The sequence below is a fragment of the Rothia sp. HMSC073B08 genome (genome assembly GCF_001812975.1).
GTDB classification, from domain to species: Bacteria; Actinomycetota; Actinomycetes; order Actinomycetales; family Micrococcaceae; genus Rothia; species Rothia mucilaginosa.
In genome coordinates this window covers 15,664-40,734 of record NZ_KV811050.1, presented here as the reverse complement: position 1 = coordinate 40,734, position 25,071 = coordinate 15,664, and the positions used below count along the sequence as shown (strand labels likewise).

Genomic DNA, 25,071 nt, shown 5'->3' with positions numbered 1-25,071 from the left:
GTGCGCCCCGTGCCTAGCGAACTGGGGCGGGGAAGGGCTGTCGCGTTTTGGTGTGTTGCATGGCGGCTGAGCGTTATACCGCGTTCCAGAGTGTAACCCCGGTGAGAGCCTAGCCTAAGACTGCGGTAAACTGAAAGTTATGACTGCAACTCCGTTCTACATCACCACCGCCATCTCCTACCCCAATGGCAACCCGCACATCGGCCACGCCTACGAAACCATCGCAGCCGACGTGCTAGCCCGCTTCAAGCGCCTCGACGGCTTCGACGTGCGCTTCATGACCGGCACCGACGAGCACGGCCAGAAGATGCAGACCACCGCCGAGAAGCTCGGTAAGACCGCTAAGGAACTCGCCGACGAGAACTCCGCACGCTTCAAAGCAATGAACGACGCGCTGAACATCAGCTACGACCGCTTCATCCGCACCACCGACCCCGACCACTACGTCGCATCCCAGGCCATCTGGAAGCGCATGGAAGAAAACGGCGACATCTACCTCGACAAGTACGCCGGCTGGTACTCCGTCCGCGACGAAGCCTACTACGCAGAAGACGAAACCGAAGTCCGCGACGGCCAGCGCTACGCCATCACCACCGGCACCGAAGTCGAATGGACCGAAGAAGAATCCTACTTCTTCCGCCTCTCCAAGTACGGCGACAAGCTCCTCGAACTCTACGCCAACGAAGGCTACGTCTACCCCGAATCCCGCCGCAACGAACTGATCTCCTTCGTCAAGGGCGGCCTCAACGACCTGTCCATCTCCCGCACCACCTTCGACTGGGGTGTGCCCGTACCCGGCAACGACAAGCACGTCATGTACGTGTGGGTCGACGCCCTCACCAACTACCTCACCGGCCTCGGCTACCCCGACACCGACAACGAGCTGTTCACCAAGTACTGGCCCGCCGACCTGCACCTCATCGGTAAGGACATCACCCGATTCCACTCCATCTACTGGCCCGCATTCCTGTGGTCCGCCGGAATCGAACTGCCCAAGCGCGTCTTCGGCCACGGCTTCCTGCTCGTCAACGGCGAAAAGATGTCCAAGTCCGTCGGTAACGTCGTCGACCCCGCAAACCTCGTCGACGCATTCGGCCTGGACGCGGTCCGCTTCTTCCTCATGCGTGAAGTGTCCTTCGGCCAGGACGGCTCCTACTCCGAAGAGTCCATCATCAACCGCATCAACTCCGACCTGGCAAACAACCTCGGTAACCTCGCCCAGCGTTCCCTGTCCATGGTCGCCAAGAACTGCGGCGGTGCCGTCCCCACCCACGGCGAGTTCACCGAAGCCGACCGCCAGATCCTCGACCAGGCGGCAGCCCTCTACGAGCCCGTCCGTGCAGACTTCGACGAGCAGGCATTCCACCGCGCACTCGAGCGCATCTGGACCGTCCTCGCAGACACCAACGCCTACTTCGCAGAACAGGAACCCTGGACCCTGCGCAAGAACGGCGAACTCGACCGCATGAACACCGTGCTGTACGTAACCCTCGAGGTTGTACGCCAGGTTGCCCTGCTGTTGCAGCCCGTCATGCCCGACTCGACCGCCAAGCTGCTGACCCTGCTCGGCGTACCCGAAGGCGACGCACGCCAGTTCGCAGCCCTCGGCACCGCACTCGTGCCCGGCACCGAGCTGCCCGCACCCGCACCGGTGTTCCCCCGCTACGAAGCGCCCAAGGCATAACAGCTGCCTGAGCATCAGCGGACAGCGCCGTAACTGATAGCGCTGTAACGGATAGTCTATGAAAGCCCCCGGCTTCCTGACCCCCCCCCCAGATGGGGGAGGAGCCGGGGGCTTTTCGCATATATATAGGTTAGATGCAGGTAGAGAAGCAGGGTAAGGATGCAGGGTAATCCGCCACTCATCCTTAAGGATGAGGCCCGCGCCCGCCCAGCCCGCCTCAGGCTCATTTCAGCCCGTGGAATGAGTGGGGAACCTTCGCATCCGCAGGTCAAGACCCGGTGAACACCTGCCAAAATCAACCTGGAGGATGAGAAAAACCCTGTAGTCAGCGCCACGCTGCGTGAAATAATTGAACTATGACTACGACAACTCCTCACGCACAGACGGCACAGCCCGCCGTCTCCGCACGAAACCTTTCCAAAACCTACGGCATGGGTGAAGCAACCGTCCACGCCCTCAACAACGTCTCCGTCGACTTTGAGCAGGGCAAGTTCACCGCCATTATGGGGCCCTCCGGCTCGGGTAAGTCCACGCTGATGCAGACCATCGCAACCCTGGACACCCCCGACCCGAACCCGGCAACCTCCATCCGTATTGGCGGTACCGAGCTCTTCGGTCTGAAGGACAACGCCCTCACCGAATTCCGCCGCGAACACATCGGCTTCATCTTCCAGGCGTTCAACCTGGTGCCTACCCTCACCGCGGGCCAGAACATTGACCTGCCCCTGGGCCTCGCCGGTAAGAAGCCGGACCCGCAGTGGCGCGACTACCTGGTCAAGACCCTCGGCCTGGAAACCCGCCTCGACCACCGCCCCGAACAGCTCTCCGGCGGTCAGCAGCAGCGCGTCGCCATCGTGCGCGCCCTGCTCGCACGCCCCGAAGTGGTCTTCGCCGACGAACCGACCGGTAACCTCGACTCCAACTCCGGCGCCGAGGTGCTGCGCCTGCTGCGTGCCGCCGCAACCGACCACGCACAGACCATCCTCATGGTCACCCACGACGCAAACGCTGCCTCCTACGCAGACCGCGTGGTCTTCATCAAGGACGGCATGGTCGCCGGCGAAATGATCGAACCCACCTACGACGCCGTCCTCGGCGCAATGGCACAGCTGGAAGGTCGATAAGCCGTGGCAACCACACTGAACACGGTGGCGCACTCCAATCTGCGCGCCTCCAAAGGAAAATACATCCTCACGGGCATAGGTATCGCGATCTCATCCTTCTTCATCGCTGCCATTATGATGCTCACCAACTCGCTGCAGGCGACCGTCAACTCCTCCGTAGGTGACGTGCTCTCCCGCGCCGAGGCGGTCGTCGCCTCCGCCGCTACAACCAGCGACGGTAAAGACAGCACCTCTATCTACCTGACCCGTGACCAGATTAAGAAGGTGGAGCAGAGCGACCTGCTCTCCGGCTACTGGGTACAGTACGCCGTCACGGGTTCGATCGGTACCGGCGACCAGAAAACCCCCGTGCAGTACAACCAGCTGCCCGCCGACTCGAGCCTCTTCCCGTACAAGGTGCAGGGTAAAATCCCCAGTAGCGACCACGAAATAATGGTCTCTACCTACTTCGCGAAGAAGCACAACCTCTCGCTGAACGGCAAGGTCACCAGCACTGACGTTGTAGAATCCGTCAGCGCCCCCGGTACTGACAAGACCGCCGAATACACCGTCGTCGGTCTGTTCGACCCCGGTTTTGAAGGCTCCACCACCAATCAGGCTGTCTTCATTGGTGGTACCAGCCTCGGCGAAGCCGCGCTGAAGGCATCCGAGGCAGAAAACAAGAGTTCCGCGGCAGGTTACCGAAGCATGGCTGGCGCGAACCTCATCTACCTCAAGTTCAAGGACGGTGTAACCGACGCAAAGCTCAAGAGCCTGCAGGACTCCCTGAGCAGCGGTGACACCAAGAACGACCCGCGCGTGATGACCGGTCAGAAGCTGCTGGAAGACTACCAGAAGACCATCTCCACGGTCTTCACCTCCATTAGCGTGGTCCTGGGCGCCTTCGCAGCACTGGCTCTGCTGGTCTCCTCGTTCGTCATCTCCAACACCTTCGCGGTGCTGGTCGGCCAGCGCATCCGTGAACTGGCTCTGCTGCGTACCCTCGGTGCCCGTGGCGGCTCCCTCGTACGGATGCTACTCATCGAATCCATTACCGTGGGCATGGTGTTCTCCCTCATCGGTGCGCTGCTGACCTACCCGGTTGGCGCGCTGGTTGGTGCAAACCTCACCACCATTATGATTTCGTACTCAATCACCCCGGTGATTATCAGTACCCTGATCTGCACCATCGTCACGGTTCTGGCGTCGCTCTCCCCGGCACGAAGCGCCCTGCGCATCTCGCCCATTAGCGCGATGAGCGAGCACACCAACCTTGAGGTGCGCAAGCCCGGCAAGGTCGGCCCGATCCTGGGTCTGGTCTTCGGTGCCGCAGGTATCGGCCTGGCTATGCTGGCTCAGAACCAGGGTTCCGGTGAGGGTGCCGGCAATAAGGCCATCCTCCTCATGATGGGGGCCGCGCTGCTGCTCGGTATTGCGGTCTTCCTCCTCACCCCGCTGGTACTGCCCCCGCTGGTACGTGCCCTCGGTAAGGTCACCCGCACCCAGACCGGCAAGCTTGCGCTCGCCAACGCGCTGCGTTCGCCCAAGCGCACCGTCTCCACCGGTCGTGCCGTGCTGGTGGGTACCCTGGTCGTGTCGACTGTGCTGACCGGTTACTCGGTGTTGAGCGCCTCGCTGACCAAGGCTCTGGATCAGCAGTACCCGATTTCTGCGCAGGCGAAGTACAGCTCGTACGACCAGTCTGAGGCTGCCTCCACCGTGACCAAGGCGGAGGAAATCGCCTCCAAGGTCAAGGGTATTAAGAATGTTCAGGCATCCGCCGTCGGTTACGCAGCCGGTGTGGTTGACTACACCGTCGAGTACGAGGGACAGACCGCCAACCAGAATTCTGATCTGGTGGCGTTGAGCTCCTCCGATTTGAAGGCAATCTTGCCGGGTGAAAACTCGAACCTTGCCGATGACACCGTGCTCGTGCCGCAGGGCCTCTGGAAGTCCGCTGGATTGAATGAGTCCAGTCGTCTGAAGGCACACGGCCCGCTCGGCGAAGTGGAACTCAAACCCGTCAAGTCCGCAACCAAGCAGAACCTGCTGATTGTCAACCCTGCCACCGCCGCCAAGCTGCAGGACGCCAAGAACCCGCAGAAGGTTGCCAACCCTGCCGCTGAGGAAGCTCAGAAGCGCCTGGAAGAAGCAATCGCCAGCGGTGACAAGGAAGCTCAGACGAAGGCAGCTCACCTGACTGTCACCAGCCAGGCAACCGGTAACGACACCGTCGTTCTGGTGCGCGCCGCATCCCCGCTAACCAGTAGCGAGAACGCGACCCTGCAGGCTGACCTGAACCGAGCCAGCCCGGACAGCTCCTTCACCGGTGGTCTGCAGGAACGTCAGACCTACGACCAGCTGCTGACCGTCATGCTGACCTTCACTCTGGTGATGCTCATGCTCGCAGTGGTCATCTCCATCATTGGTGTGGCGAACACGATGACCCTGTCGGTCAACGAACGCCGCCGCGAGAACGCGATGCTCCGCTCGCTGGGTCTGTCCCGCAAGCAGCTGCGCCGCATGATCTCCATTGAGGCGATTCTGATTACGCTCGCCGCTGTGGTGCTCGGTATGGTTTCCGGTGCGGTGATTGGTAGCCTCTCGGCGCAGATTATTATGTCTTCCATGAGTGCTTCCGCCCCGCTGGTGCTTGACCTGCCGTACGTCTGGTACGTGGTCATCCTCGTTGTGGGTGTGCTCGCCGCGATGCTGGCTTCGGCTTTGCCGGCGGCTCGTTCGGCTCGCATGTCCCCGGTTGAGGGTATGCGCGGCTAACCCGCTGTACCTGGCATAGTCACAGTACCCGGCAAACCCGGATACTCGGCGTGAGAAAGCCCCGGAAGGGTGCCCCGATAAGGGAGGCGCCCTCCGGGGCTTCACTGTGTCCTCTAGTCTGCCGTGCTTGTGCTCTCAGATTCTTGGAGCTGACCTGTAGCATGGCTTTGCGCGTATGATGGGTGTATGAGCACTAGCCACCCCAATCTGCGTCGCGGGTACACGCTACCCCATGAAGCGGAGGTTCTTCAGATCCTCCGTGACGCTGGTGTGCGCCGTGCCCGACTCTTCGGCAGTGCCGCCCGCGGTGAGCTGACCGAAACCAGCGACCTGGATTTTTTGGTGCAGATGCCGGGGGCAGCCCCTTTTGACGAGTTCATGCAGATGGTGGATGCTCAGCACCGCATTGAACAGTTGACCGGTCGTAGCGTTGATATGGTCACTCGGTTGCGCCCCCGCATCTATGCGGAGGCAGAACCGGACATGGTGGAGTTGCCGCTATGAAAAGCTCGCTTGACGACTTCTCTCTGATTCTTGAGTCAGCTCAGCGTATCTACGCTTTTACGCCCGAGCGATATGAAGCCCTGATAGACGATTCAAACGGGGTAGTCCAGGACGCGCTCTGCATGCGCTTTCAGGTCATTGGCGAAACCCTCAATAGAATTCGTTCAAAATACCCAGAAGATTATGAACGGTATGAACGGGCTGAGTGGCAGTACCTCATTGCTATTCGTAACATTATTTCTCATAGCTATGTGAGCGTTGATTTTGCTGTCTTATGGGACATCGCCCGGAATAAGTTGCCTGAGCTGATGAGCGACTTTGAACGAATCATCGACGAGATAGAAGAAACTACTTAACTAAAGAGCCCCGGAGGGTGCCTCGAAAAGGAGGCGCCCGCCGGGGCTTCACTGTGTCCTCTATTCTGCTGTGCCCTTATATAAGGGAGCGCTAGTGGGCGATACCCGCCTCATACGCCATAATGACCGCCTGCACACGATCACGCGCACCCAACTTCGCCAACACATGCGACACATGCGTCTTCACCGTCGCCTCCGAAAGCACCAGCTCCCGCGTAATCTCCGCATTCGACAAGCCACGCGCAATCAAACCCAGCACCTCAAACTCACGCGGCGACAACTGCTCAATCAACTCACGATGCGGATAATCCTGCACAGGCTCAAGGCTTGCATGCTCAGCCGGAATAAACGTCGCCTTAGGAAGCTCAGAACCAGCAGCCGATGGAATAGCAGGACCAGACTCAGCGGCAGGAGCGGTAGGAACAACAGGAGCGGGGGAGTCCAGCACCGGAATCATCTGCTCCAACAGGCGGCGAGTCGCAGACGGCGCAATCACAGCATCGCCGCGGTGCACCGTACGAATCGCCTCCAGCAGCTGCTCCGGCGGGGTGTCCTTCAACAAGAAACCGCTCGCACCCGCACGCACCGCCGAATACACGTACTCATCAATATCGAAAGTCGTGAGCATAATAATGCGCACCCGCTCATCCTCGGAAACTTCACGCTCGCCGTCACGCTCCAGAATACGGCGCGCCGCCTCCAGGCCGTCGCAGTGCGGCATGCGCACATCCATGAGGATGACCTGCGGCGCCTGCCCCTCAGAGACCATGCGGTCAAAAACGTCAATCGCCGCCAGGCCGTCATCAGCTTCCATGACGACCTGCAGGTCCGGCTGGGAGTTGACGAGCATGCTCAAGCCGCCGCGCACTAGGCGCTGGTCGTCAACGAGCATCACGCGGATCGGCTGGGTAGTCTGTGGTGCAGAAGAGTACATAGTTTCAATCCTAGATCACGAGGTAGTAGAGGGCACGGGTATTAGAGGTCGCGGTAGGGCAGCGCCGCCTCAACGAGCCAGCCGCCGTCAGGTTGCAGACCGTAGGTGAGGGTGCCGTGGTAGAGGGCGATGCGTTCGCTCATGCCGCGCAGACCGTTGCCGCTACCGGGCACAGGGCGGGCAATGTGCTGAGCCGCGGCAGAGGAAACCGGGCCGTTATGAACCCACAAGTGCAGACCGTCCTCGCCCCAGTGAATGGTTACGGTGGTTGCCGCACCGGGGGAGTGCTTGAGCGCGTTGGTGAGCGCCTCCTGCACGGTGCGGTACGCCGCCAGCTCGGCACCCTGCGGCAGGGTGCGCGCCATGGTGCCGGTGATTCCGGTGAAGGTGACGGGTAGCCCGGCGCGTCGGCTCTGCTCCACGAGGGCGGGTACATCGCTGAGGGCGGGCACGGGCGCGTAGGCGGTTGCCTCGTCTGTGCGCAGTAGCCCGAGTAGGGAGCGCATCTGGGTGAGGGAGTCGCGTGCCGTGTCTGCGATGAGTTCTAGGGTCTGCTCGGCAATATCCGGTTCGCTCTGCTGCTGAGCCTGACCCGACTGCTCTGCCTGTTCAGTCTGCTGCTCTGCCTGCTCTGCCTGCTGTGCCTGCTGTGCCTGTTGTGTTTGCTGGGCGCGTGCGGTGCGGGCGCTCGCGGCTGCGTAGCGTGCCCCGTCTGCCTGGGAAATAATGCTGGAGAGCGAGTGCGCCACAATATCGTGCATTTCACGGGCGATTCGGGTGCGTTCATCCTGCGCGGCGAGGCGGCGTTCCTGTTCCTGCTCGTATTCGAGGCGGCGGGCGCGTTCTTTGAACTCTTCGCTGCGCAGTTCGCGCATGCGGCGGGAATCGCCGAGGAACCAGAAGACGGTGAAGATGGATCCGCAGAGCACGCCGAGCATCAGGGAGATGAAGATGCGGGCGGGTATGTCGTCCCAGTGGTAGAGGAACGAGAGCGAGGCCTGCACGGTGACGGCGAGTGCGCCGACCCAGCCGAGAATGAGGGCGCGGAAGCGGGCGCGGCGGGTCCAGTGTCTGCCGGTGTGGTAGGCGGCGAGGCTGACCGGCGGGTAGCAGGTGATGACGAGTGAGTCGGGGAAGGGGGTCACGAGGGTGAGACAGAGCGCCGCGATGACCACGTAGATGCTGCCGTAGGGGAAGCGGTAGCGGAAGTAGAGCGCGGTGGTGCTGCAGAGCGCGGAGATGAGCGGGATCCAGCCGTAGCCATTGATGAAGGCAACGGAGAGTACGCAGCAGAAGAACTGCATGTGCGCGACGACGATGAAGTTCATCCAGCCGCGTTTGTCTCTGAGGTAGTTTTGCACGCGGCTGGAGGCGCTGATTGCGTCGGCGGGTAGGTCGCTGTTTTCTGAGCTGCCGCGGGTATGCGTTACGGCGTGGCCTGATTCGGCTGTCTCTGTGCTGTGCTGTGGGTTCTGCTGGGGTTCGGTGTGCTTGAGGGGCATGTTTCCAGTGTATCGGGGTGGCGGGGCGGGGCTTGGAGCCTCTTTTTGCTCTCACGTGCAGGAATATTTTGTGGGTTTGCGTGTGGGGTTGTGTGCTTGAGTGAGTATGACACGCCGAAAATAGCTATTTTTAGTGACCTTAGTTACTTTTTTGAAAAATATTCTTTCAACTAAAACTTGAGAGTTTGGGATTGTATGGGGTTCGAATTTAGGTTCAAGAGACTTGAAACTCCCTTAAGTAACCTATTTTGGTTGAGAAACCTTCAACTAAAGCGGAGAGTTTAAGGGAAACCCCCTCATCAAACCATTTTTGGAACCATTGCGGTACAGGTCCTTGGTGGGTATAGTTTTAGCCGTACCGAAATTCTGCGTCCATGAGGCAAGACCTCGCAGAGTGAACACCAAGCGCTCTGAAACGCGAAAGTCCCTATGTAAGGGGCCGGTTACAGCATTATGTCGTTATCACCAGAGGTTAGGCGCAAGCCTACTTCACTCACTCGAATCTCATCAGGTGACGTTCTTCGCCGCGCACGACGGCGGGTGATAACTTTTATTCCTCAAAATGACATCACTCTCGAAGGACATATATGTCTACTAATATTTCTCGCCGCAAGGTTGTCGCTGGCGCAGCATGGGCTGCTCCGGTTGTTGCAGCATCTGCTGCAGTTCCCGCTTTTGCTTCCTCCACCGTTTGTGACTGGGAAGAAAGCGTAGCTTACAGCGCTAACGGTAACGCTTCGGGTGCTAAGGGCACCACTTCTTTCGTTGTTCCCGCACTGGTCGACAAGATTAAGTTCGAGGTCGTCGGTGGCGCTGGTGGTACCAACTACGACGATATGGCAGCAGGTTCCGGTGCTAAGGTCACCGGTATCATCGAGGTCAAGGAAGGCCAGACCGTTCAGCTCATCGGCGCAGCCGGTGGTATCGGTAACAACCCCCTGACCCCCGCAGAGGGTGGCGAAGGCTACGGTAACGGCGGTTCCTCCAGCCTGCCCAACCCCGTCCCCTCCGGCATCATGCAGCAGGTCAACACTATTTGGCCCGCTAGCTCCCCCCTGAAGCGTATTACCTACTCCGCTTCCGGTGGTGGCTCCTCCGCTCTGGTCATCAACGGCACCCCCGTTGCAGTTGCAGGTGGCGGCGGTGGCGCTGGCTTCATCAACAACGGTGGCGCTAACAATAACCCCAAGTACATGGAAACTGGTGCAGTGACCGCTTCTTGGCAGTGGCCCGAAGGTGCAAAGCGCAACGGCAACATCATCTTCGGTTCCACCGGTGGTTCCGCTGATGGTTCTGCAGGTTCTGCAGGCCAGGGCGGCTTCGGTATCTACGATGCTGACAGCTCCATCAGGGAAACCGTTGAGGCCGGTGAAGGTGGCGCAAACGGTATCGGTGGTAACGGTGGTTCCAAGACCGCTCTGCACACCGGCAAGTCCCCGAATGGCGTGCTGGGCTTCTACTCCGCCAACAACCAGGAGATTTACCAGTCCTCCAAGTCCGGTAACCAGGGTGGCGACGGCTTCAAGGGTAACGGTGGCGACGGTGTAGCATCCTACTCCTACCTGATCGACAACAACGATCGCACCAAGAAGGAAGAGGGTACCCACAACGGTACCGGTTACGCTCTCGAGTACTCCTCCATCGGCTTCAACTTCAACGGTTACGAGTCCGTCATCTCCGCAGGTGGTGGCGCAGGCTACGGTGGCGGTGGCTCCGGTGCTTCCAGCTCCTCCTCCGCAATCGTTCTGACCCAGAAGTGGAACAACAACCCCAACGGTATCCGCCAGAACGTCTCCTTCGGCCAGCTCGGCGGCGGCGGCGGCGCAGGTGGCTCCTACGTTGCTCCCGGTGTTTCCGGCGGTACCATTACCTCCGCAGGCAACGCTCCGACCAAACGTGGCGCACGTGGCAACGGCTACGTCAAGGTCACCCTCTGCAAGCGCACCGCGTAATTGCATAGACCTTTAGAGCTCTCACGCTGAGTGAGAACTCATAACGATATTCCCCGGCTGAATTATCAGCCGGGGAATATTGTTTTAACCGGCAGAGGCTGAACACCCCAGAATCCAGGGGCACCGGGTCGGACCAGAAGGGTAGGGGAGTAGCCGGGTAGGAGCTGCACCTAACCTAGAGCCCGTCTAGCCCAGAGTCTGAGAACCCGCCCGCACACTCTACCGCCCACCCGCGGCGCGTATTACGGTAGAGGCATGACTGAAGCACGTAGCATCGACCTCGCCGTCATCCCCGGCGACGGCATCGGCCCCGAAATCATTACCGAAGCCCAGCGCATCCTCACCCGCGCCTGCGAGCTCGAAAACATCACCGTAACCCCCACCCACTACAAGCTCGGCGCCGAGCACTGGCTGGAAACCGGTGAAACCCTGCCCGACTCCACCATGGACGCCCTCAAGCAGCACGACGCGATCCTCTTCGGCGCCATCGGTGCAGACCCGCGCAGCGGCAAGATTCCCTCCGGCCTCATCGAACGCGAAATGCTCCTGAAGCTGCGCTTCGCCTTTGACCACTACATCAACCTGCGCCCCTCCCGCCTGTACCCCGGCGCAGTCTCCCCGCTCGCCAACCCCGGCAACATCGACTTTGTGGTCGTGCGTGAAGGCACCGAAGGCCCCTACATCGGCAACGGCGGAGTCATCCGCGGCGGCACCCCGCACGAAATCGCCACCGAAGTCTCCCTCAACACCGCGCACGGTGTGGAGCGCCTGGTCCGCTATGCTTTCGAGCTGGCATCCACCCGCCGCAAGAAGGTCACCCTCGTGCACAAGACCAACGTGCTCACTCACGCAGGTCGCCTCTACAACCGCTACTTCACCGAAATCGCGGCTGAATTCCCCGAGGTTGAGACCGACTACCTGCACATTGACGCGACCACCATCTTCATGGTCACCGACCCCGCCCGCTTCGACGTGATCGTCACCGACAACCTCTTCGGCGATATCATCACCGACCTCGCTGGTGCAGTGACCGGCGGTATCGGCTACGCGGCAAGCGGCAACATCAACGCCGTCGGCGAGTTCCCCTCCATGTTCGAGCCCGTACACGGCTCCGCACCGGACATTGCCCGCCAGAACAAGGCAAACCCCACCGCCGCAATCCTCGCCGGTGCAATGTTGCTGCGCCACCTCGGCCACGACGCCGCCGCAGCCCGCATTGAGGACGCTGTCGAGGCAGATATGCGCGAAAACGGCGCGACCGTGCGTGGTACCGACCAGGTCGGCGCGGACGTGCTCGCACGCCTCGGTTAATACTTGCCCGGCTAAAACTGGCTCGGCTAAAACGTGAACTACGCTAGCGAAGCCCGGAAGGAACGCACCTTCCGGGCTTCACCTGTTCACATCCTGAATGGGAGAAAAGGTGCGCATGCGGCAAACGCATCTTTCCGGTACTCTAAACAGGTCAGGCACACCCGCCCGGCACCTCGGCGGTGGACACCCTCCACCACTCGCTTGATGCATCCAACTAGCACAGACCGCTAGATGCACCATCTGCCCCGCACGACAACGCGCCCGGCGGCACACACCGGCTCTACGCCCCGACGCAAGAACCGCGAATCAAAGAACGCCTGCAAAAGCAACTAGACAAAGAGGAACGCAGAACGATGGCCATCGAATTCAGCCACGAAGCAAACCAGTCACCCGCCACCGCCGAACGCCGCGCCGAAATCCTTGCAAACCCCGGCTTCGGTGACTACTTCACCGACCACATGGTCACTATCGACTGGGAAGGCGACTACAAGACCGGCGGCACCTGGTACGACGCACGAGTTCGTCCCTACGGCCCGCTCGTCCTCGACCCCGCAGCATCCGTGTTCCACTACGGCCAGGAAATCTTCGAGGGCATCAAGGGCTACCGTCACGCTGACGGTTCCGTATGGACCTTCCGCCCCGAAAAGAACGCGGCACGCTTCGCGAACTCCGCACGCCGCCTCTCCCTGCCCGAGCTGCCCGAAGAGACCTTCATCGAATCCCTGCGCGAACTCGTGAAGATGGACGAGCAGTGGGTACCCACCGGCGACGGTGAAGCCTTCTACTTCCGCCCCTTCATGATCGCAACTGAGGCGTTCCTCGGCGTTCGCCCCGCACGCCACGTGCAGTACCACGTGATTGGCTCGCCCGCAGGTAACTACTTCGGCACTCCCGAACCCGTGGACATTTGGCTCTCCACCACCTACGCCCGTGCAGGCGAAGGCGGCACCGGTGCGGCAAAGTGCGGCGGTAACTACGCAGCATCCATGATTGCCCAGACCGAGGGTGAAAAGCACGGCTGCAAGCAGGTTATCTTCAAGGACCCGCACCGCGGCGACGCCATCGAAGAGCTCGGCGGCATGAACGTGTTCTTCATCTTCGGCAAGGAAAACAAGATCGTCACCCCCGAACTGACCGGCACCATCCTGGAGGGTGTGACCCGCTCCTCGCTGATTCAGCTCGCTAAGGACCGCGGCATGACCGTGGAGGAGCGCGCTATCACCCTCAACGAGTGGCGTGAAGGCGTGGCAAACGGCGACATCACCGAAATCTTCGCCTGCGGCACCGCGGCAGTGGTCGCACCCATCGGCAAGCTCAAGGCAGAAGACTTCGAAATTCCGGCACCCACCGAGCACTTCGGCGAAATCTCCAAGAGCCTGCGCGAAGAGCTCGTCGGCATTCAGCTCGGCACCGTTGAGGACCGCCACGGCTGGATGACCCGCCTCATCTAAAACGTGAATCTAACGTAACCCGCGAAATCCCCGCAGGATGCGCCCGCACCCGGAACGCGCACCCGCGGGGATTCGCTGTGCCCGGTCAGTGCTGTGCTCAGCGAATATTGCGCGCGGCGTTGATAGCGCGATGACAGGGGAGGGGAGGCACACCCCGCCGCCGTCCCTCGATAAAACCCGCCCCGCCGAACCCGACCCCGCTAAAACCCGACCCGCCGCCGCCCTCGAAGGCTGGTACCCTAGAAAGTATGCGTATTGCACGATTTACCGTAAATAATGAGCTCCACTTCGGGCTGGTAGAAGGCGACGCAGGCGAAGAAACCCTGCGCGTACTCGCCGGCGACCCCTTCTACTCGGGCATCGAACCGACCGGCACCACCTACCCCATCGACCAGGTGCGCCTGCTCGCCCCGATCATCCCCCGCTCCAAGGTGATTGGAGCGATCGCAAACTGGGCAGGAACCGAGGCGCCCGCCTCCCCGCAGTTCTTCCTCAAGCCCAACACCACCGTGATTGGCCCCGGCGACCCTGTGACCCTGCCCGAGTACTCCGAAGCCGTCAGCGCAGAAGGTGAACTCGCCGTCATTATCGGTCGTATCGCCAAGTCCGTGCCTCTTGAGCGCGTGCACGAAGTCATCTTCGGCTACACCGTAGCCAACGACCTCACCGCCCGCGACCTGCTCGAGGACCGCCAGTGGACCCGCGCCAAGGGCTTCGACGGCGCCACCCCGCTCGGCCCCTGGATTGAAACCGATCTGGACACCGACTCGCTGAACATCACCACCTGGGTTGACGGCGACGTCGTGCAGGAAGGCAACACCTCCGAAATGCACTACTCCGTAGCCGAACAGGTTGCCGCAGCCTCCGAAATCTTCACCCTGCTGCCCGGCGACGTACTGCTCACCGGCACCCCCGCCGGCATCAGCGTACTGCGCGACGGCAACGAAGTAGAGGTCGAAGTCGAAGGCATCGGCTCCCTCGTCACCCGCGTGCGCGACTAAGCCGCCCGCACCCAAAAACGTAACGTACATCCTGAAACACACCGTCAAGGAGACATCATGACCGAATACCACGGTCCCGTACTCAACAGCCCCGCAGACACCCGCGTCCGCTTCTGCCCCTCGCCCACCGGCACCCCGCACGTGGGCATGGTCCGCACCGCCCTCTTCAACTGGGCGTACGCACGCCACACCGGCGGCAAGCTGATCTTCCGCATCGAAGACACCGACGCAGCACGCGACTCCGAAGAGTCGTTCAACCAGGTGCTCGAATCCCTGCACTGGCTCGGCATCAACTGGGACGAAGGCGTGGGCGTCGGCGGCCCGCACGAACCCTACCGCCAGTCCGAGCGTAAGACCGCAGGCATCTACAACGAGATCTTCGAAAAGCTCGTTGAAGGCGGCTACGTGTATGAAGACTTCTCCACCCCCGACGAGGTGAAGGAGCGCCGCAAGGCAGCCGGTCAGGACCCGCAGCTCGGCTACGACAACTACGACCGCAACCTCACCGAAGAGCAGAAGGAAGCCTACCGCGCCGAGGGCCGTAAGCCCGTGTGGCGTCTGCGCATGCCCGACGAGGACATCACCTTCAACGACCTCGTTCGCGGTGAAATCACCTTCAAGGCCGGTACCGTGCCCGACTACGTGGTGGTCCGCTCCAACGGCGACCCGCTGTACCCCTTTGTGAACCCCGTTGACGACGCGCTCATGGGCGTCACCCACGTGCTACGCGGTGAGGATCTGCTCTCCTCCACCCCGCGCCAGATCGCGCTCTACCGTGCACTCGTAGACACCGGCGTGACCAGCTTCATCCCCGAATTCGGCCACCTGCCCTACGTCATGGGCCAGGGCAACAAGAAGCTCTCCAAGCGCGACCCCGAGTCGAACCTCTTCCTGCTGCGCGACTCCGGCTTCATCAAGGAAGGCCTGCTGAACTACCTGTCCCTGCTGGGTTGGTCCCTCTCCGCAGACCAGGACGTCTTCAGCATCGACGAGCTCGTCGAGCACTTTGACGTACACGACGTTGTCGCCAACCCCGCACGCTTCGACGTGAAGAAGGCAGAGTCCATCAACGGCGACCACATCCGTGCGCTCGACCCCAAGGACTTCCGCGACCGCCTCGTGCCGTACCTGCAGGCTGCAGGCGTACTCGGTGAAACCCTCACCGAGCGCGAAGAGCAGGTCCTTACCGAAGCTGCACCCCTCGTCCAGGAGCGCATGCAGCTGCTCGGTGAAGCACCCGGCCTGCTCGCATTCCTCTTCAAGGCAGACGAAGAAATCAGCACCGCAGACGACGCACGCAAGCAACTCAAGGAATCTGCACCGCAGGTCCTCGCCGCCGCAATCGAAGCTCTGGAGCCCCTCGAGGACTTCACCGCAGCGAACATTGAGGCAGCCCTGCGCGCCGCAATCGTCGACGGCCTGGAAATCAAGCCGCGCCTCGCATTCGGCCCCGTGCGTATCGCAGTGTCCGGTGAGCGTATCTCCCCGCCGCTGTTCGAATCCATGGAAATCCTCGGCAAGGAATCCTCCCTCGCACGCCTGCGTAAGCTTGCCGCTGAACTGAGCTAACCATGAGCCAGCCGAATAACCAATCCATCATCGGCAAGGCGCTGCTCAAGGGCACCCTCATGGCGCTCACCAACGCCTGCATTATCTGGCTGATTCTGTACATCGCCAACATGGACAAGTCCGTCTTGATGGTGGTCGCTGTTGTCGTTGCGGCAGCCTTCGGATACGTGACTGCCTACTTCGAGGCGCGCGCCGCCCTGAACGCTCAAGAAGCTCAGGCACGGCACGCCCGCGGCGGCGACGTCAGCAGTTCGTCTGACGGCGTAGACACCTCGGACTCTTCGCGTGAAGAGGACGACGAAGACGACTTCGTGGACCCGGGCCCCGACCCGGACGCGGGCGACTTCGACGCCGGAAGCTCCAGCAGCTCGGACTACAGCAGCTACAGCAGCTCCGACTACTCTGGCGGCGGCGACTCCGGTGGAGGCGACTCTGGTGGTAGCAGCGACTAAGCTCTAGAGAATCCCCTTATCCAGCGGGAATCTGACGACCGAAAGGTCTGAAGGAAACCCGGTGGATAAGGGGATTTTTCATAAATTTGAGAATATTTTTTGTGATGGGTATTTCCTGTAAAACTACTAGTCAGTATGTTTTATTGGGGTGAATCTGGCTCCATTTTGGGGAGTGTGGCAAGAATTTGGTTTGCGCACCCCGGTAAAGGCTCGTATAGTAGTACCTGTTGTTGCGACGAACTGAAAAGTTCAAAGCGAAAACATGCGGTTGTAGCTCAGTTGGTAGAGCACCACCTTGCCAAGGTGGATGTCGCGAGTTCAAGTCTCGTCAACCGCTCCACTCAAGCCCCGAGGTTCGCCTCGGGGCTTTTTCGTTGTCTCTGGGTTTTATTACCTCTGGGATTTTGCTGTCTCCGGGAGGTTCAGTTTTTAGAAGTGCGGGGCGGGGGTCCTGCGATCTTTCTCGAGGTTGTTGCTTGGGTGGGTTGGCTACCGGGATGCTTTGGCTATCTGACGACCTAACTGCCGGGCTATCTGACAACCTGACTGTCTGGTCACCTGACTACCGGGAGGCGGTGCAGGAAAAAATCTTCAAAAAAATTTGGGATGCAAAGCGTGCGGGGGAGGGGGTAAAACTGCTCTCCGAGCCACCTCGGAGCTGCTGTGAAGGGTGAAAATCGGCCCCAAAACCTTCTTTTTGAAGAAATTTAAAAAACTTTTTAACCCCAAAAACCCCGGAAACACGCGGAAGTAGCGGGCATAAAACCGTGAATGTGAGGCGGCTCTCCAGATTTCGGCTTGCACGCCTCCAGAAAGACCCGTATAGTTATTACTCGTTCCGGTGAAAAGCCGAAAGGCGAAAAACGGAACGGTAACTCAATAGAGTAATGGGATATGGTGTAATTGGCAACACGAAGGTTTCTGGTTCCTTTGTTCTAGGTTCGAGTCCTGGTATCCCAGCTAACCTCCTCACGGAGGTTTTGGCCCCATCGTATAGCGGCCTAGTACTCCGCCCTCTCACGGCGGCAACACCGGTTCAAATCCGGTTGGGGTCACCACTAGGAAAAAGCCTGGTTTCTTCGGAAGCCAGGCTTTTTTGTTTATCCAGTGAAACCGGACTGAGATTCGGTAATGACTTAGCGACTTCAGCCATGGTTAAAAGCTATCCCTGAAGACGCTAACCTAGCCCCAAAGTCCGTAACTCATGACCAGAGTCCATAAGTCATTACTGAACCTGCAGTCACCTCTGGTGGGATGATCTTTTAGATTCCATGGTGCCGCCGTGAACTCACCGGGAAGGGGACGGGAAGAAAAAAGGGAGCGCAAAATTTGACCTTCACGCCAAGCCTCGGTATAGTCTTATCCGTAAGCGTGATTGGCGCAGTGGTAGCGCGCTTCGTTCACACCGAAGAGGTCACTGGTTCGAACCCAGTATCACGCACCAATAACCCCCGTTTCAAGGAACGGGGGTTTTATTATGCCCACCGGTATTTGTGCCCACAAGCAGTACAAACCCAGCCGCGGACACAACCACCCGAGAATGAGGTACCCCGTGACAACACCCGAACTCGCCGCAGCCACCGACTACGGACGCATGTACGCGCGCGTCCGCGGAGGAGAACTCCTCGTCCCCTCCATCACCACCGTCATCGGGCAGCACGCCAACGACCTCAGCGGCTGGCACGGGTACATGGCCGCCAAAGCCGCCCTCGAAGACCAGCGCGCCTACCGCGCCACCGGATCCCACGGCCTCAAATTCGCCATCATCCGCGACGCAGCCAGCGCCTCCGAACGATACCGCGACGCAGCCGCCGCCCGAGGCGACCGCGTCCACAACTACGCCGAAGCCGTCGCCCTACGCGCCATGGGCCGCGAACACAACCTCGACGAAAGCCGCGAACAGCTCATCATCAACGGCGAACAAGCCTACGCCGACCGCTTCGACGAATGGTGGGAAGCCTTCAAGCCCCGCCCCCTCGCCGCCGAAGTCACCATCTGGAACGACACCGTCGGCTACGCGGGAACCCTCGACCTCGTCGCAGAAATCGCAGGCCGAACCTGCATCATCGACTACAAAACCAAAGGCACCGACAAACGCGGCCGCGTCAAAGCACTCGACGAAAAAGTCGTCATGCAGCTCGTCGCCGGACTCAAAGCCGAAGAATCCATCGTCGACCCCGACGAAGGCACCTGGGAACCCTGGAAATACGGTGACGCGCCCGTCCTCATGGGCGTAGCCCTCGGCGAAACGCAGGTGCTGCCGCAGCAGGCAAACCCCGCCGTGCTCGAACGTAACTGGTACAAGTTCTGCGCCCTGCGCCGCGTCTGGGAATTCGACCGCCAGGTCCAAGAATTTGAAGACCCTGCGCTCATGCCCGTAGTACCCCCGCCCGCGGCATAGGGGAGTAGCGGGCATAGGGGAGAGGATCAAACCCCCGAGGAGATGAGCGCTGGGAGGTGAAGCTCAGCCCTCACCCTACCGCCTCCACCCCCAGCGCCTCGATTCGTTCTAGATTCGCGCTACTGAATCGGCGACAATAGAACAATAGGCAGAACGGCGCACCTGCTGTGAAGAATGCGCCCGCTGTGAAGAACCCGCTACTGAGAAAACCGCCAGCGCAGTTTCACCCGCGAGGTTCTACCAGCGCAGTTCTGCCGCCATATTGAAATCCGTAAGCACATTCCCGGCACACCGCCGGCAAAGGAGGACCATGACCATCCTGAGCATCCGCACCGTAGGCGACCCGGTGCTGCGCAGCGTCTGCGACCCCATCACCGTCTTCGACGACGACCTGGCACGACTCATCGACGACATGCTAGAAACCATGTACGACGTGGGCGGCGTGGGCCTTGCCGGCCCGCAGGTTGGTATCTCCAAACAGATCTTCACCTTCGGCGGCATTGACGACCGCGAAGGCTACATCATCAACCCCGTGCTCGAAGTCGGCGAAGAAGACCAGGAAGGCGGCGAAGGCTGCCTGTCCGTGCCCGGTCAGAAGTCCGCGACCCCGCGCAAGAACTGGGCGCGCGTGACCGGCGTGGACCGCCACGGCGAACCCCTCGTGCTGGAGGGTGAGGGCCTGTTCGCGCGCATGCTGCAGCACGAGACCGACCACCTGCACGGCAAGCTGTTCATCGACCGCCTCGTGGGTGAAGACCGCCAGCGTGTGATGCGTGCCCTGCGCGCCGCAGACTACAACACTGTCGCCGCGAAGACCGTGACCGAGCGTGCAACCCGCGTGGGCGGCGCCTTCGGCGGCGGTGGCGCGTTCGGTGCAGGTTCTGCTGGTTCCTCCTTCGGTAGCTTCGGAAAGTAGGCTCACATGCTCAACATTATTTACGCAGGCACCCCCGACGTTGCCGTGCCCCCGCTCGACTACCTGGCGAACTCCGATAAGGTGCGCGTGGTCGGCGTGCTCACCCGCGAAGACGCCCCCGTGGGCCGCAAGCGCGTGCTCACCCCCTCCCCGGTCGCGCAGCGCGCCGAAGAGCTCGGCCTGCCCATCGTGAAGGCAAACCGCTGGAACGACGAAGCCGCCGCAGCCATCGCTGAGCTGAACGCTGACGCAGCCGCCGTGGTCGCCTACGGTGCCCTGCTGCCGCTGCCCGCGCTGGAATCCTTGCGCTACGGCTGGGTCAACCTGCACTTCTCCAAGCTGCCCGCCTGGCGCGGTGCCGCCCCCGTGCAGCGCGCCCTCATGGCCGGTGAGCAGGAAATTTTCTCCACCACCTTCCTGCTCGAAGAAGGCCTGGACACCGGCCCCACCTTCGAACAGGAATCCACCCCTGTGGCCGCCGACGACACCGCAGGCACCGTGCTGATGCGCCTCGCAACCAGCGGCGGCGCACTGCTTGAACGCACCTTCGAACGCCTCGAAGCGGGCGAGAACGGCACCGTGCAGGTCGAGGACGACTCTGTTAGCTACGCCTCCAAGATGAGCATTGCCGACGGCCGCCTCACCTGGACCGAACCCGCCGAGCAGATCCTGGCACGTTTCCGCGGCGTGACCCCCGAACCCGGCGCATGGTGCGAACTGGGCGAAAACCGCTTCAAGATTGGTGGTCTGGCGGTTGCCGATGAGCGCCTGGTGCAGTCCCTGACCGAGGCGAACGGCGGCCCCCTCGCACCCGGTGCGGTGCGTCTGCACGCGAAGAAGGTACTGGTCGGCACCGGTACCAAACCCCTGATGCTGCTGCAGGTTCAGCCTGCCGGTAAGAAAATGATGGATGCGCCCGCGTGGGCTCGCGGCGCTGGCAAGGACATGGCGGAAGGCCTGGTGGTACTCGCATGAGCAACGAAAAGCGCCCTTACAAGGGAGGACACGGCAAGCCCGGTCACTCCGGTAACGCTGGCAACGGCAAGTTCGGCCAGGGTAGCGGCCAGGGTGAGGGCGGTGCGAAGCGTAAGCGTCGCCGCCGCTCCGGTGCTGGCAACGGCTCCGGTTCGGGTGTGAGCGAGCAGAACCGCCAGCAGTCCCAGAACCAGCGCTCTCAGGGCCGCCCGCAGAAGTGGGACGACAACTCCCGCCCCGAATCGCGCACCGGCCGCCGCTTTGACGGCCTGACCAGCATCGAACGCGCCGCACGCCGCGCCAAGACCGAACACGACGACACCAAACGCGGTGGCGGCGGCACCTCCCAGCGCAATAAGAGCGGCCACGAACGCAACCGCCGCTCCATGTCTGCCCGCGAATTCTCCGCGGCGGCACCCTCCGCACGCTCGCGTACCGCAGACACCGCACGCGCAACCGTCTTCGACGTACTGCGCTCCGTGGCGGAATCTGACGCCTACGCGAACCTCGTGTTGCCCAAGGCGATCCGTAGCCACCGCCTCGACCACCGCGACGCAGGCTTCGCAACCGAGCTGACCTACGGCACGCTGCGCCACCAGGGCACCTACGACGCAATCCTCAGCCGCTGCGTAGACCGCCCCATCGAGAAGGTCGGCACCACCACCCTGATTGTGCTGCGCATGGGCGTGCACCAGCTGCTGAACATGCGCGTTCCCGCCCACGCGGCACTGAACCAGAGCGTGTCCCTGGCACGCGAAAAGATCGGTGCGGGCCCGGCAAGCTTCATCAACGCGGTGCTACGCCGCGTCTCCGAGCGCACTCCCGAAGAGTGGTACGAACTCATCATTGAGGACGCGAAGGACGACACCGAGCGCATGGCGCTGCTCGCTTCGCACCCCGGCTGGATTGTGCGTTCCATGCGCCAGGCACTCGTCGCGCACGGCCGCCCCGCCTCCGAAATTGAGCAGCTGCTCGAAGCGGACAACCTCGCCCCGGTGGTGAACCTGGTTGCGCTGCCCGGCCTGGGTAGCCTCGACGAGGCACGCGAACAGGGCGCCGTCGACGGTGAGCTAGTTGAAGGTTCGGCGCTGTACGCCTCCGGCGACTTGGCACGCCTGGAATCCGTACGTGAAGGCACCGTCCGCGCGCAGGATGCTGGCTCCCAGCTGGTGGCACGCGCGCTCGCCGCAGCACCCCTGGACGGCGCCGACACCGCATGGCTCGACCTGTGCGCAGGCCCCGGCGGTAAGGCGGCGCTCCTCGGTGCGCTCGGTATTCAGCGCGGCGCATCCCTGGTCGCCAACGAGGCGGCACCGCACCGCGCGCAGCTCGTGGAATCCTCCATGCGCCCCCTGCCCGAGGACAGCTACACGGTACTCACCGGCGACGGCCGCCAGATCCGCGAGACCCTGCGCAAGAACGCCTCCGACCTGCCCGGATCCATTGAGCCCGGTCAGCTTTTCGACCGTGTGATGGTGGATGTGCCCTGCTCCGGTCTGGGCGCCCTGCGCCGCCGCCCCGAGGCGCGTTGGCGCAAGTCCCCGCGCGATATTGCCGAGCTGCTGCCCCTGCAGCGTCAGCTCCTGGATGCGGCCATTGAGGCGACCCGCCCCGGCGGCGTTATCGCCTACGTGACCTGCTCCCCGCACGCGGCAGAAACCCAGAACATTGTGGCTGAGGTGCTCGAAAGCGGCGCGGTCAGCCTGCTCGATTCCGCCGCAGTACTGCGCGAAGTCGCCCTGCACACCGAAGGCGCGAACGGCGAGCCCGTGAGCGTGCTGGCGGGGGAGAAGGACCCCGGCCACACCCCCGAGATCAAGGTCAAAAAGGGTGCGCCGGTCGTGAAGGCTTCGGAGAACCCGACCACCGCGCAGCTGTGGCCGCACGTGCACGGAACCGACGCAATGTTCCTCGCCTTGCTGCGTAAGAACTAGCCGCTTCACCGCCTAGCATCACCCGCCATACGGCACGGATTTGAAAGGAACCCCATGGGTATTGCCATTAACCCGTCGATTCTTTCGGCGGATTTCGCGAACCTGCAGCGCGAGCTGGAGCGCATTTCCACCGCAGACGCCGCGCATATTGACGTGATGGACAACCACTTCGTCCCCAACCTCACCTGGGGTCCGCCGGTGGTCAAGCGTCTGCGCGAAATCTCCCCGGTGCCGTTCGACGTGCACCTGATGATTGAGGACGCCGACCGCTGGGCACCCGAATATGCCAGCATGGGCTGCGAATCGGTGACCTTCCACGCGGAGGCGGCTATCGCCCCCATCAAGCTGGCGCGCACCCTGCGTGCTGAGGGCGCGAAGGCGGGTATGGCGCTGCGCCCGGCAACCGCTGTGGAACCCTACCTGGACATGCTCAGCGAACTGGACATGCTGCTAATCATGACCGTGGAACCCGGCTTCGGCGGCCAGGCGTTCCTGGACGTGACCCTGCCGAAGATCGCCCGCGCCGCCAAGGCGATTGAGGGCGCGAACCTGCCGGTGACCGTGCAGGTGGACGGCGGCATCACCGAAGAGACCATCCTGCGTGCCGCGGAGGCGGGCGCAACCTGCTTCGTTGCCGGTAGCTCGGTCTACGGTGTGGACGAGGCGCTCGGCGGTCCGGAGGCGGCAATCGCCTCCCTGCGTGCGGTGGCCGCATCGGTCAAGCGTTCCAGCGCCGGTTGCGGTTGCGGCCACTAGCGGTGCACGCTGGTAACGGCGCCCCGCATCGATGACACCCCCGCGCCCATAAAACCTCATACGCCCCGTTGTGAAGACTGCATCCCGTCGCGGCTCTTCGTGGCGGGGCGTTTTGCGTGCCCGGCTTTCTCAACCGCCGCAGATTTATAGTGAGACGACAGCAGGGGAGAGATACCTGTTTAAGCGACATAGTGTCAGCAAGACTATGACAAAGGGTGATATATGTTACCCCGCGCAATTCCGCGGCAAAACCGGGTATCCTGGCGGTCAGAGAAGGCAAACAGAACACATCTTGATGTAACACTCAGATATCTGTAAGGTTAGGTATAGTTTAGTCAAATCTAGGGGGAACTATGTCTTTCAACCGAACCGAGCTGACCGACGCCGAAAACCACGGCGCATCGGGCGTTAACCGCCGCGCATTCTTCGGCCTGGCGCTCGCCTCCTCGGCTGCTCTCGCCCTCGCGGCATGCAGCAGCGAGACCACCACGACCACCACTTCCGGCGGTTCCACCTCCGGCGGCAACAGCGGTACCCGCACCATCAAGGACATTGATGAGGAGAACGTAGAAGTTCCCGCCAACCCGCAGAAGGTTATCGTCCTCTCCGAGCCCACCCTCGACGGCCTGCTCGCCCTCGGCGTGACCCCCGTCGGTTCTGTCTCCGGTCGCGGCCAGTCCGGCGTGCCCAACTACCTTGCCGACCGCGCCAAGGGCGTGCAGATTATCGGCACCGTCGCCCAGGTCAACTACGAGCAGATTGGCAACCTTGATCCCGACCTGATTCTGGTCGACTCCACCGGCGTGGACAAGCGCTCCGAGGCCTTCGAAACCCTCAAGAAGATCGCTCCCGTCGTCTACTGCGGCTACGCGGGCGGCGACTGGCGCATCAACTTCCGCAACGTCGCCAACGCTATGAACATGGTCGACAAGGGCGAAGAAGTCATCAAGGCATACGAGTCAAACGCCGCAACGTTGAAGGATCAGCTCGCCCCCAAGTACGGCGACAAGACCTTCTCCATCGTCCGCTGGGCAGGCAACGGCCCCGCCCTGATCCTCAAGGAACTGCCTGCCGGCCAGGTACTCAACGACCTGGGCCTCAAGCGCCCCGAGGCGCAGGACCGCAACGGCCAGGGCCACTCCGAACCGGTCTCTCTGGAGAACCTGGCAACCATCGACGCGGACTACATGTTCCTCGGTACCCTCGGCGGCGCAAGCCAGAAGAACCCGAACGCACAGGGTACCGCAGGTCTGCAGGGCGCCGAAGAAGCACTGAATAAGGCGAAGGAAACCTCCGGCTTCACCAACCTGAAGGCAGTCAAGGACGACCACGTGATTCTCGTGGACGGCTCCAAGTGGACCTCCACCGGCGGCCCGCTACTGCTCGAGGGCATTATCGAAGACGTCAAGAAGGCGCTTCCGCTCTAAACGCCCCGCTCTAAATACCCTGTGAAGCAATCACCCGCTGAAGCTTCCGCCACCCTTCCCGCCGC

At 61.7% G+C, this 25,071-nt stretch carries 19 protein-coding genes and 4 tRNA genes; 21 read left to right on the top strand and 2 right to left on the bottom strand.

Going from position 1 to position 25,071, the window contains the following annotated elements:
• The first annotated feature begins 139 nt into the window (after positions 1 to 139).
• The 5 genes from metG (at position 140) to HMPREF2884_RS01210 (ending at position 6,425) form a co-directional block, all read left to right on the top strand.
• Positions 140 to 1,684: a methionine--tRNA ligase gene (gene metG, locus HMPREF2884_RS01230; protein WP_049345067.1), complete on the top strand. Its 1,545-nt coding sequence runs from the start codon at positions 140 to 142 to the stop codon at positions 1,682 to 1,684.
• A 356-nt stretch (positions 1,685 to 2,040) separates the two neighbouring features.
• Entirely contained in the window at positions 2,041 to 2,808 is a 768-nt protein-coding gene (locus HMPREF2884_RS01225; protein WP_012903286.1) for an ABC transporter ATP-binding protein, read from the top strand.
• Positions 2,809 to 2,811: 3 nt separating this feature from the next.
• Positions 2,812 to 5,565: an ABC transporter permease gene (locus tag HMPREF2884_RS01220; RefSeq protein WP_070614940.1), complete on the top strand. Its 2,754-nt coding sequence runs from the start codon at positions 2,812 to 2,814 to the stop codon at positions 5,563 to 5,565.
• 186 nt (positions 5,566 to 5,751) lie between these two features.
• On the top strand, positions 5,752 to 6,069 hold the full coding sequence (locus HMPREF2884_RS01215) for a nucleotidyltransferase family protein (RefSeq protein ID WP_049345616.1): 318 nt from the start codon (positions 5,752 to 5,754) through the stop codon (positions 6,067 to 6,069).
• Complete coding sequence (locus tag HMPREF2884_RS01210; RefSeq protein WP_070614938.1) at positions 6,066 to 6,425, top strand: HepT-like ribonuclease domain-containing protein; 360 nt, start codon at positions 6,066 to 6,068, stop codon at positions 6,423 to 6,425. Before HMPREF2884_RS01215 ends, HMPREF2884_RS01210 begins: the two co-directional genes overlap by 4 nt.
• 91 nt (positions 6,426 to 6,516) lie before the next feature.
• Here HMPREF2884_RS01210 and HMPREF2884_RS01205 read toward each other — a convergent pair whose 3' ends face one another.
• Positions 6,517 to 7,359 (bottom strand): response regulator, encoded by an 843-nt coding sequence (locus tag HMPREF2884_RS01205; RefSeq protein ID WP_083309663.1) that lies wholly within the window; start codon positions 7,357 to 7,359, stop codon positions 6,517 to 6,519.
• A 41-nt stretch (positions 7,360 to 7,400) separates the two neighbouring features.
• Entirely contained in the window at positions 7,401 to 8,861 is a 1,461-nt protein-coding gene (locus tag HMPREF2884_RS01200; protein WP_210398930.1) for a histidine kinase, read from the bottom strand.
• Between the two features lie 587 nt (positions 8,862 to 9,448).
• Here HMPREF2884_RS01200 and HMPREF2884_RS01195 point away from each other — a divergent pair.
• From HMPREF2884_RS01195 to HMPREF2884_RS01120, 16 genes are all read left to right on the top strand, one after another.
• Positions 9,449 to 10,813 carry a hypothetical protein gene (locus HMPREF2884_RS01195; protein ID WP_070614935.1) on the top strand — a complete coding sequence of 455 codons (1,365 nt, stop codon included), beginning with the start codon at positions 9,449 to 9,451 and terminating at the stop codon, positions 10,811 to 10,813.
• Between the two features lie 255 nt (positions 10,814 to 11,068).
• The gene (locus HMPREF2884_RS01190; RefSeq protein ID WP_049337901.1) at positions 11,069 to 12,124 is read left to right on the top strand and encodes a 3-isopropylmalate dehydrogenase; all 1,056 of its coding nucleotides are present in this window, start codon (positions 11,069 to 11,071) and stop codon (positions 12,122 to 12,124) included.
• A 353-nt stretch (positions 12,125 to 12,477) separates the two neighbouring features.
• Complete coding sequence (locus HMPREF2884_RS01185) at positions 12,478 to 13,575, top strand: branched-chain amino acid aminotransferase (RefSeq protein ID WP_005507403.1); 1,098 nt, start codon at positions 12,478 to 12,480, stop codon at positions 13,573 to 13,575.
• Positions 13,576 to 13,823: 248 nt separating this feature from the next.
• Positions 13,824 to 14,576, top strand: a complete 753-nt coding sequence (locus HMPREF2884_RS01180) for a fumarylacetoacetate hydrolase family protein (RefSeq protein ID WP_070614933.1) — start codon at positions 13,824 to 13,826, stop codon at positions 14,574 to 14,576.
• A gap of 57 nt (positions 14,577 to 14,633) precedes the next feature.
• The gene (gene gltX / locus HMPREF2884_RS01175) at positions 14,634 to 16,145 is read left to right on the top strand and encodes a glutamate--tRNA ligase (protein ID WP_070614931.1); all 1,512 of its coding nucleotides are present in this window, start codon (positions 14,634 to 14,636) and stop codon (positions 16,143 to 16,145) included.
• A gap of 2 nt (positions 16,146 to 16,147) precedes the next feature.
• On the top strand, positions 16,148 to 16,597 hold the full coding sequence (locus HMPREF2884_RS01170) for a hypothetical protein (protein WP_005505551.1): 450 nt from the start codon (positions 16,148 to 16,150) through the stop codon (positions 16,595 to 16,597).
• Positions 16,598 to 16,861: 264 nt separating this feature from the next.
• Positions 16,862 to 16,937, top strand: a tRNA-Gly gene (locus HMPREF2884_RS01165).
• A gap of 548 nt (positions 16,938 to 17,485) precedes the next feature.
• A tRNA-Gln gene (locus HMPREF2884_RS01160) sits at positions 17,486 to 17,557 on the top strand.
• 22 nt (positions 17,558 to 17,579) lie between these two features.
• Positions 17,580 to 17,655, top strand: a tRNA-Glu gene (locus HMPREF2884_RS01155).
• A 311-nt stretch (positions 17,656 to 17,966) separates the two neighbouring features.
• Positions 17,967 to 18,041, top strand: a tRNA-Val gene (locus tag HMPREF2884_RS01150).
• Between the two features lie 108 nt (positions 18,042 to 18,149).
• On the top strand, positions 18,150 to 18,998 hold the full coding sequence (locus HMPREF2884_RS01145) for a PD-(D/E)XK nuclease family protein (RefSeq protein ID WP_070615061.1): 849 nt from the start codon (positions 18,150 to 18,152) through the stop codon (positions 18,996 to 18,998).
• 310 nt (positions 18,999 to 19,308) lie between these two features.
• Positions 19,309 to 19,914 (top strand): peptide deformylase, encoded by a 606-nt coding sequence (def, locus tag HMPREF2884_RS01140; protein WP_070506019.1) that lies wholly within the window; start codon positions 19,309 to 19,311, stop codon positions 19,912 to 19,914.
• 6 nt (positions 19,915 to 19,920) lie between these two features.
• Complete coding sequence (gene fmt, locus HMPREF2884_RS01135; RefSeq protein ID WP_070614930.1) at positions 19,921 to 20,889, top strand: methionyl-tRNA formyltransferase; 969 nt, start codon at positions 19,921 to 19,923, stop codon at positions 20,887 to 20,889.
• Positions 20,886 to 22,823 carry an RsmB/NOP family class I SAM-dependent RNA methyltransferase gene (locus HMPREF2884_RS01130; protein ID WP_070614928.1) on the top strand — a complete coding sequence of 646 codons (1,938 nt, stop codon included), beginning with the start codon at positions 20,886 to 20,888 and terminating at the stop codon, positions 22,821 to 22,823. The genes fmt and HMPREF2884_RS01130 overlap by 4 nt, the downstream gene beginning before the upstream one ends.
• A gap of 54 nt (positions 22,824 to 22,877) precedes the next feature.
• Complete coding sequence (gene rpe / locus HMPREF2884_RS01125) at positions 22,878 to 23,579, top strand: ribulose-phosphate 3-epimerase (RefSeq protein ID WP_070614926.1); 702 nt, start codon at positions 22,878 to 22,880, stop codon at positions 23,577 to 23,579.
• Positions 23,580 to 23,932: 353 nt separating this feature from the next.
• The gene (locus HMPREF2884_RS01120; protein WP_012903302.1) at positions 23,933 to 25,006 is read left to right on the top strand and encodes an ABC transporter substrate-binding protein; all 1,074 of its coding nucleotides are present in this window, start codon (positions 23,933 to 23,935) and stop codon (positions 25,004 to 25,006) included.
• Positions 25,007 to 25,071: the final 65 nt, after the last annotated feature.

Excerpts from the sequence above, each read along its gene's own strand:
- metG (WP_049345067.1), top strand. The coding sequence starts at position 140 with ATGACTGCAACTCCGTTCTACATCACCACCGCCATCTCCTACCCCAAT.
- HMPREF2884_RS01225 (WP_012903286.1), top strand. The coding sequence starts at position 2,041 with ATGACTACGACAACTCCTCACGCACAGACGGCACAGCCCGCCGTCTCC.
- HMPREF2884_RS01215 (WP_049345616.1), top strand. The coding sequence starts at position 5,752 with ATGAGCACTAGCCACCCCAATCTGCGTCGCGGGTACACGCTACCCCAT.
- HMPREF2884_RS01210 (WP_070614938.1), top strand. The coding sequence starts at position 6,066 with ATGAAAAGCTCGCTTGACGACTTCTCTCTGATTCTTGAGTCAGCTCAG.
- HMPREF2884_RS01205 (WP_083309663.1), bottom strand. The coding sequence starts at position 7,359 with ATGTACTCTTCTGCACCACAGACTACCCAGCCGATCCGCGTGATGCTC.
- HMPREF2884_RS01200 (WP_210398930.1), bottom strand. The coding sequence starts at position 8,861 with ATGCCCCTCAAGCACACCGAACCCCAGCAGAACCCACAGCACAGCACA.
- HMPREF2884_RS01195 (WP_070614935.1), top strand. The coding sequence starts at position 9,449 with ATGTCTACTAATATTTCTCGCCGCAAGGTTGTCGCTGGCGCAGCATGG.
- HMPREF2884_RS01190 (WP_049337901.1), top strand. The coding sequence starts at position 11,069 with ATGACTGAAGCACGTAGCATCGACCTCGCCGTCATCCCCGGCGACGGC.
- HMPREF2884_RS01185 (WP_005507403.1), top strand. The coding sequence starts at position 12,478 with ATGGCCATCGAATTCAGCCACGAAGCAAACCAGTCACCCGCCACCGCC.
- HMPREF2884_RS01180 (WP_070614933.1), top strand. The coding sequence starts at position 13,824 with ATGCGTATTGCACGATTTACCGTAAATAATGAGCTCCACTTCGGGCTG.
- gltX (WP_070614931.1), top strand. The coding sequence starts at position 14,634 with ATGACCGAATACCACGGTCCCGTACTCAACAGCCCCGCAGACACCCGC.
- HMPREF2884_RS01170 (WP_005505551.1), top strand. The coding sequence starts at position 16,148 with ATGAGCCAGCCGAATAACCAATCCATCATCGGCAAGGCGCTGCTCAAG.
- def (WP_070506019.1), top strand. The coding sequence starts at position 19,309 with ATGACCATCCTGAGCATCCGCACCGTAGGCGACCCGGTGCTGCGCAGC.
- fmt (WP_070614930.1), top strand. The coding sequence starts at position 19,921 with ATGCTCAACATTATTTACGCAGGCACCCCCGACGTTGCCGTGCCCCCG.
- HMPREF2884_RS01130 (WP_070614928.1), top strand. The coding sequence starts at position 20,886 with ATGAGCAACGAAAAGCGCCCTTACAAGGGAGGACACGGCAAGCCCGGT.
- rpe (WP_070614926.1), top strand. The coding sequence starts at position 22,878 with ATGGGTATTGCCATTAACCCGTCGATTCTTTCGGCGGATTTCGCGAAC.
- HMPREF2884_RS01120 (WP_012903302.1), top strand. The coding sequence starts at position 23,933 with ATGTCTTTCAACCGAACCGAGCTGACCGACGCCGAAAACCACGGCGCA.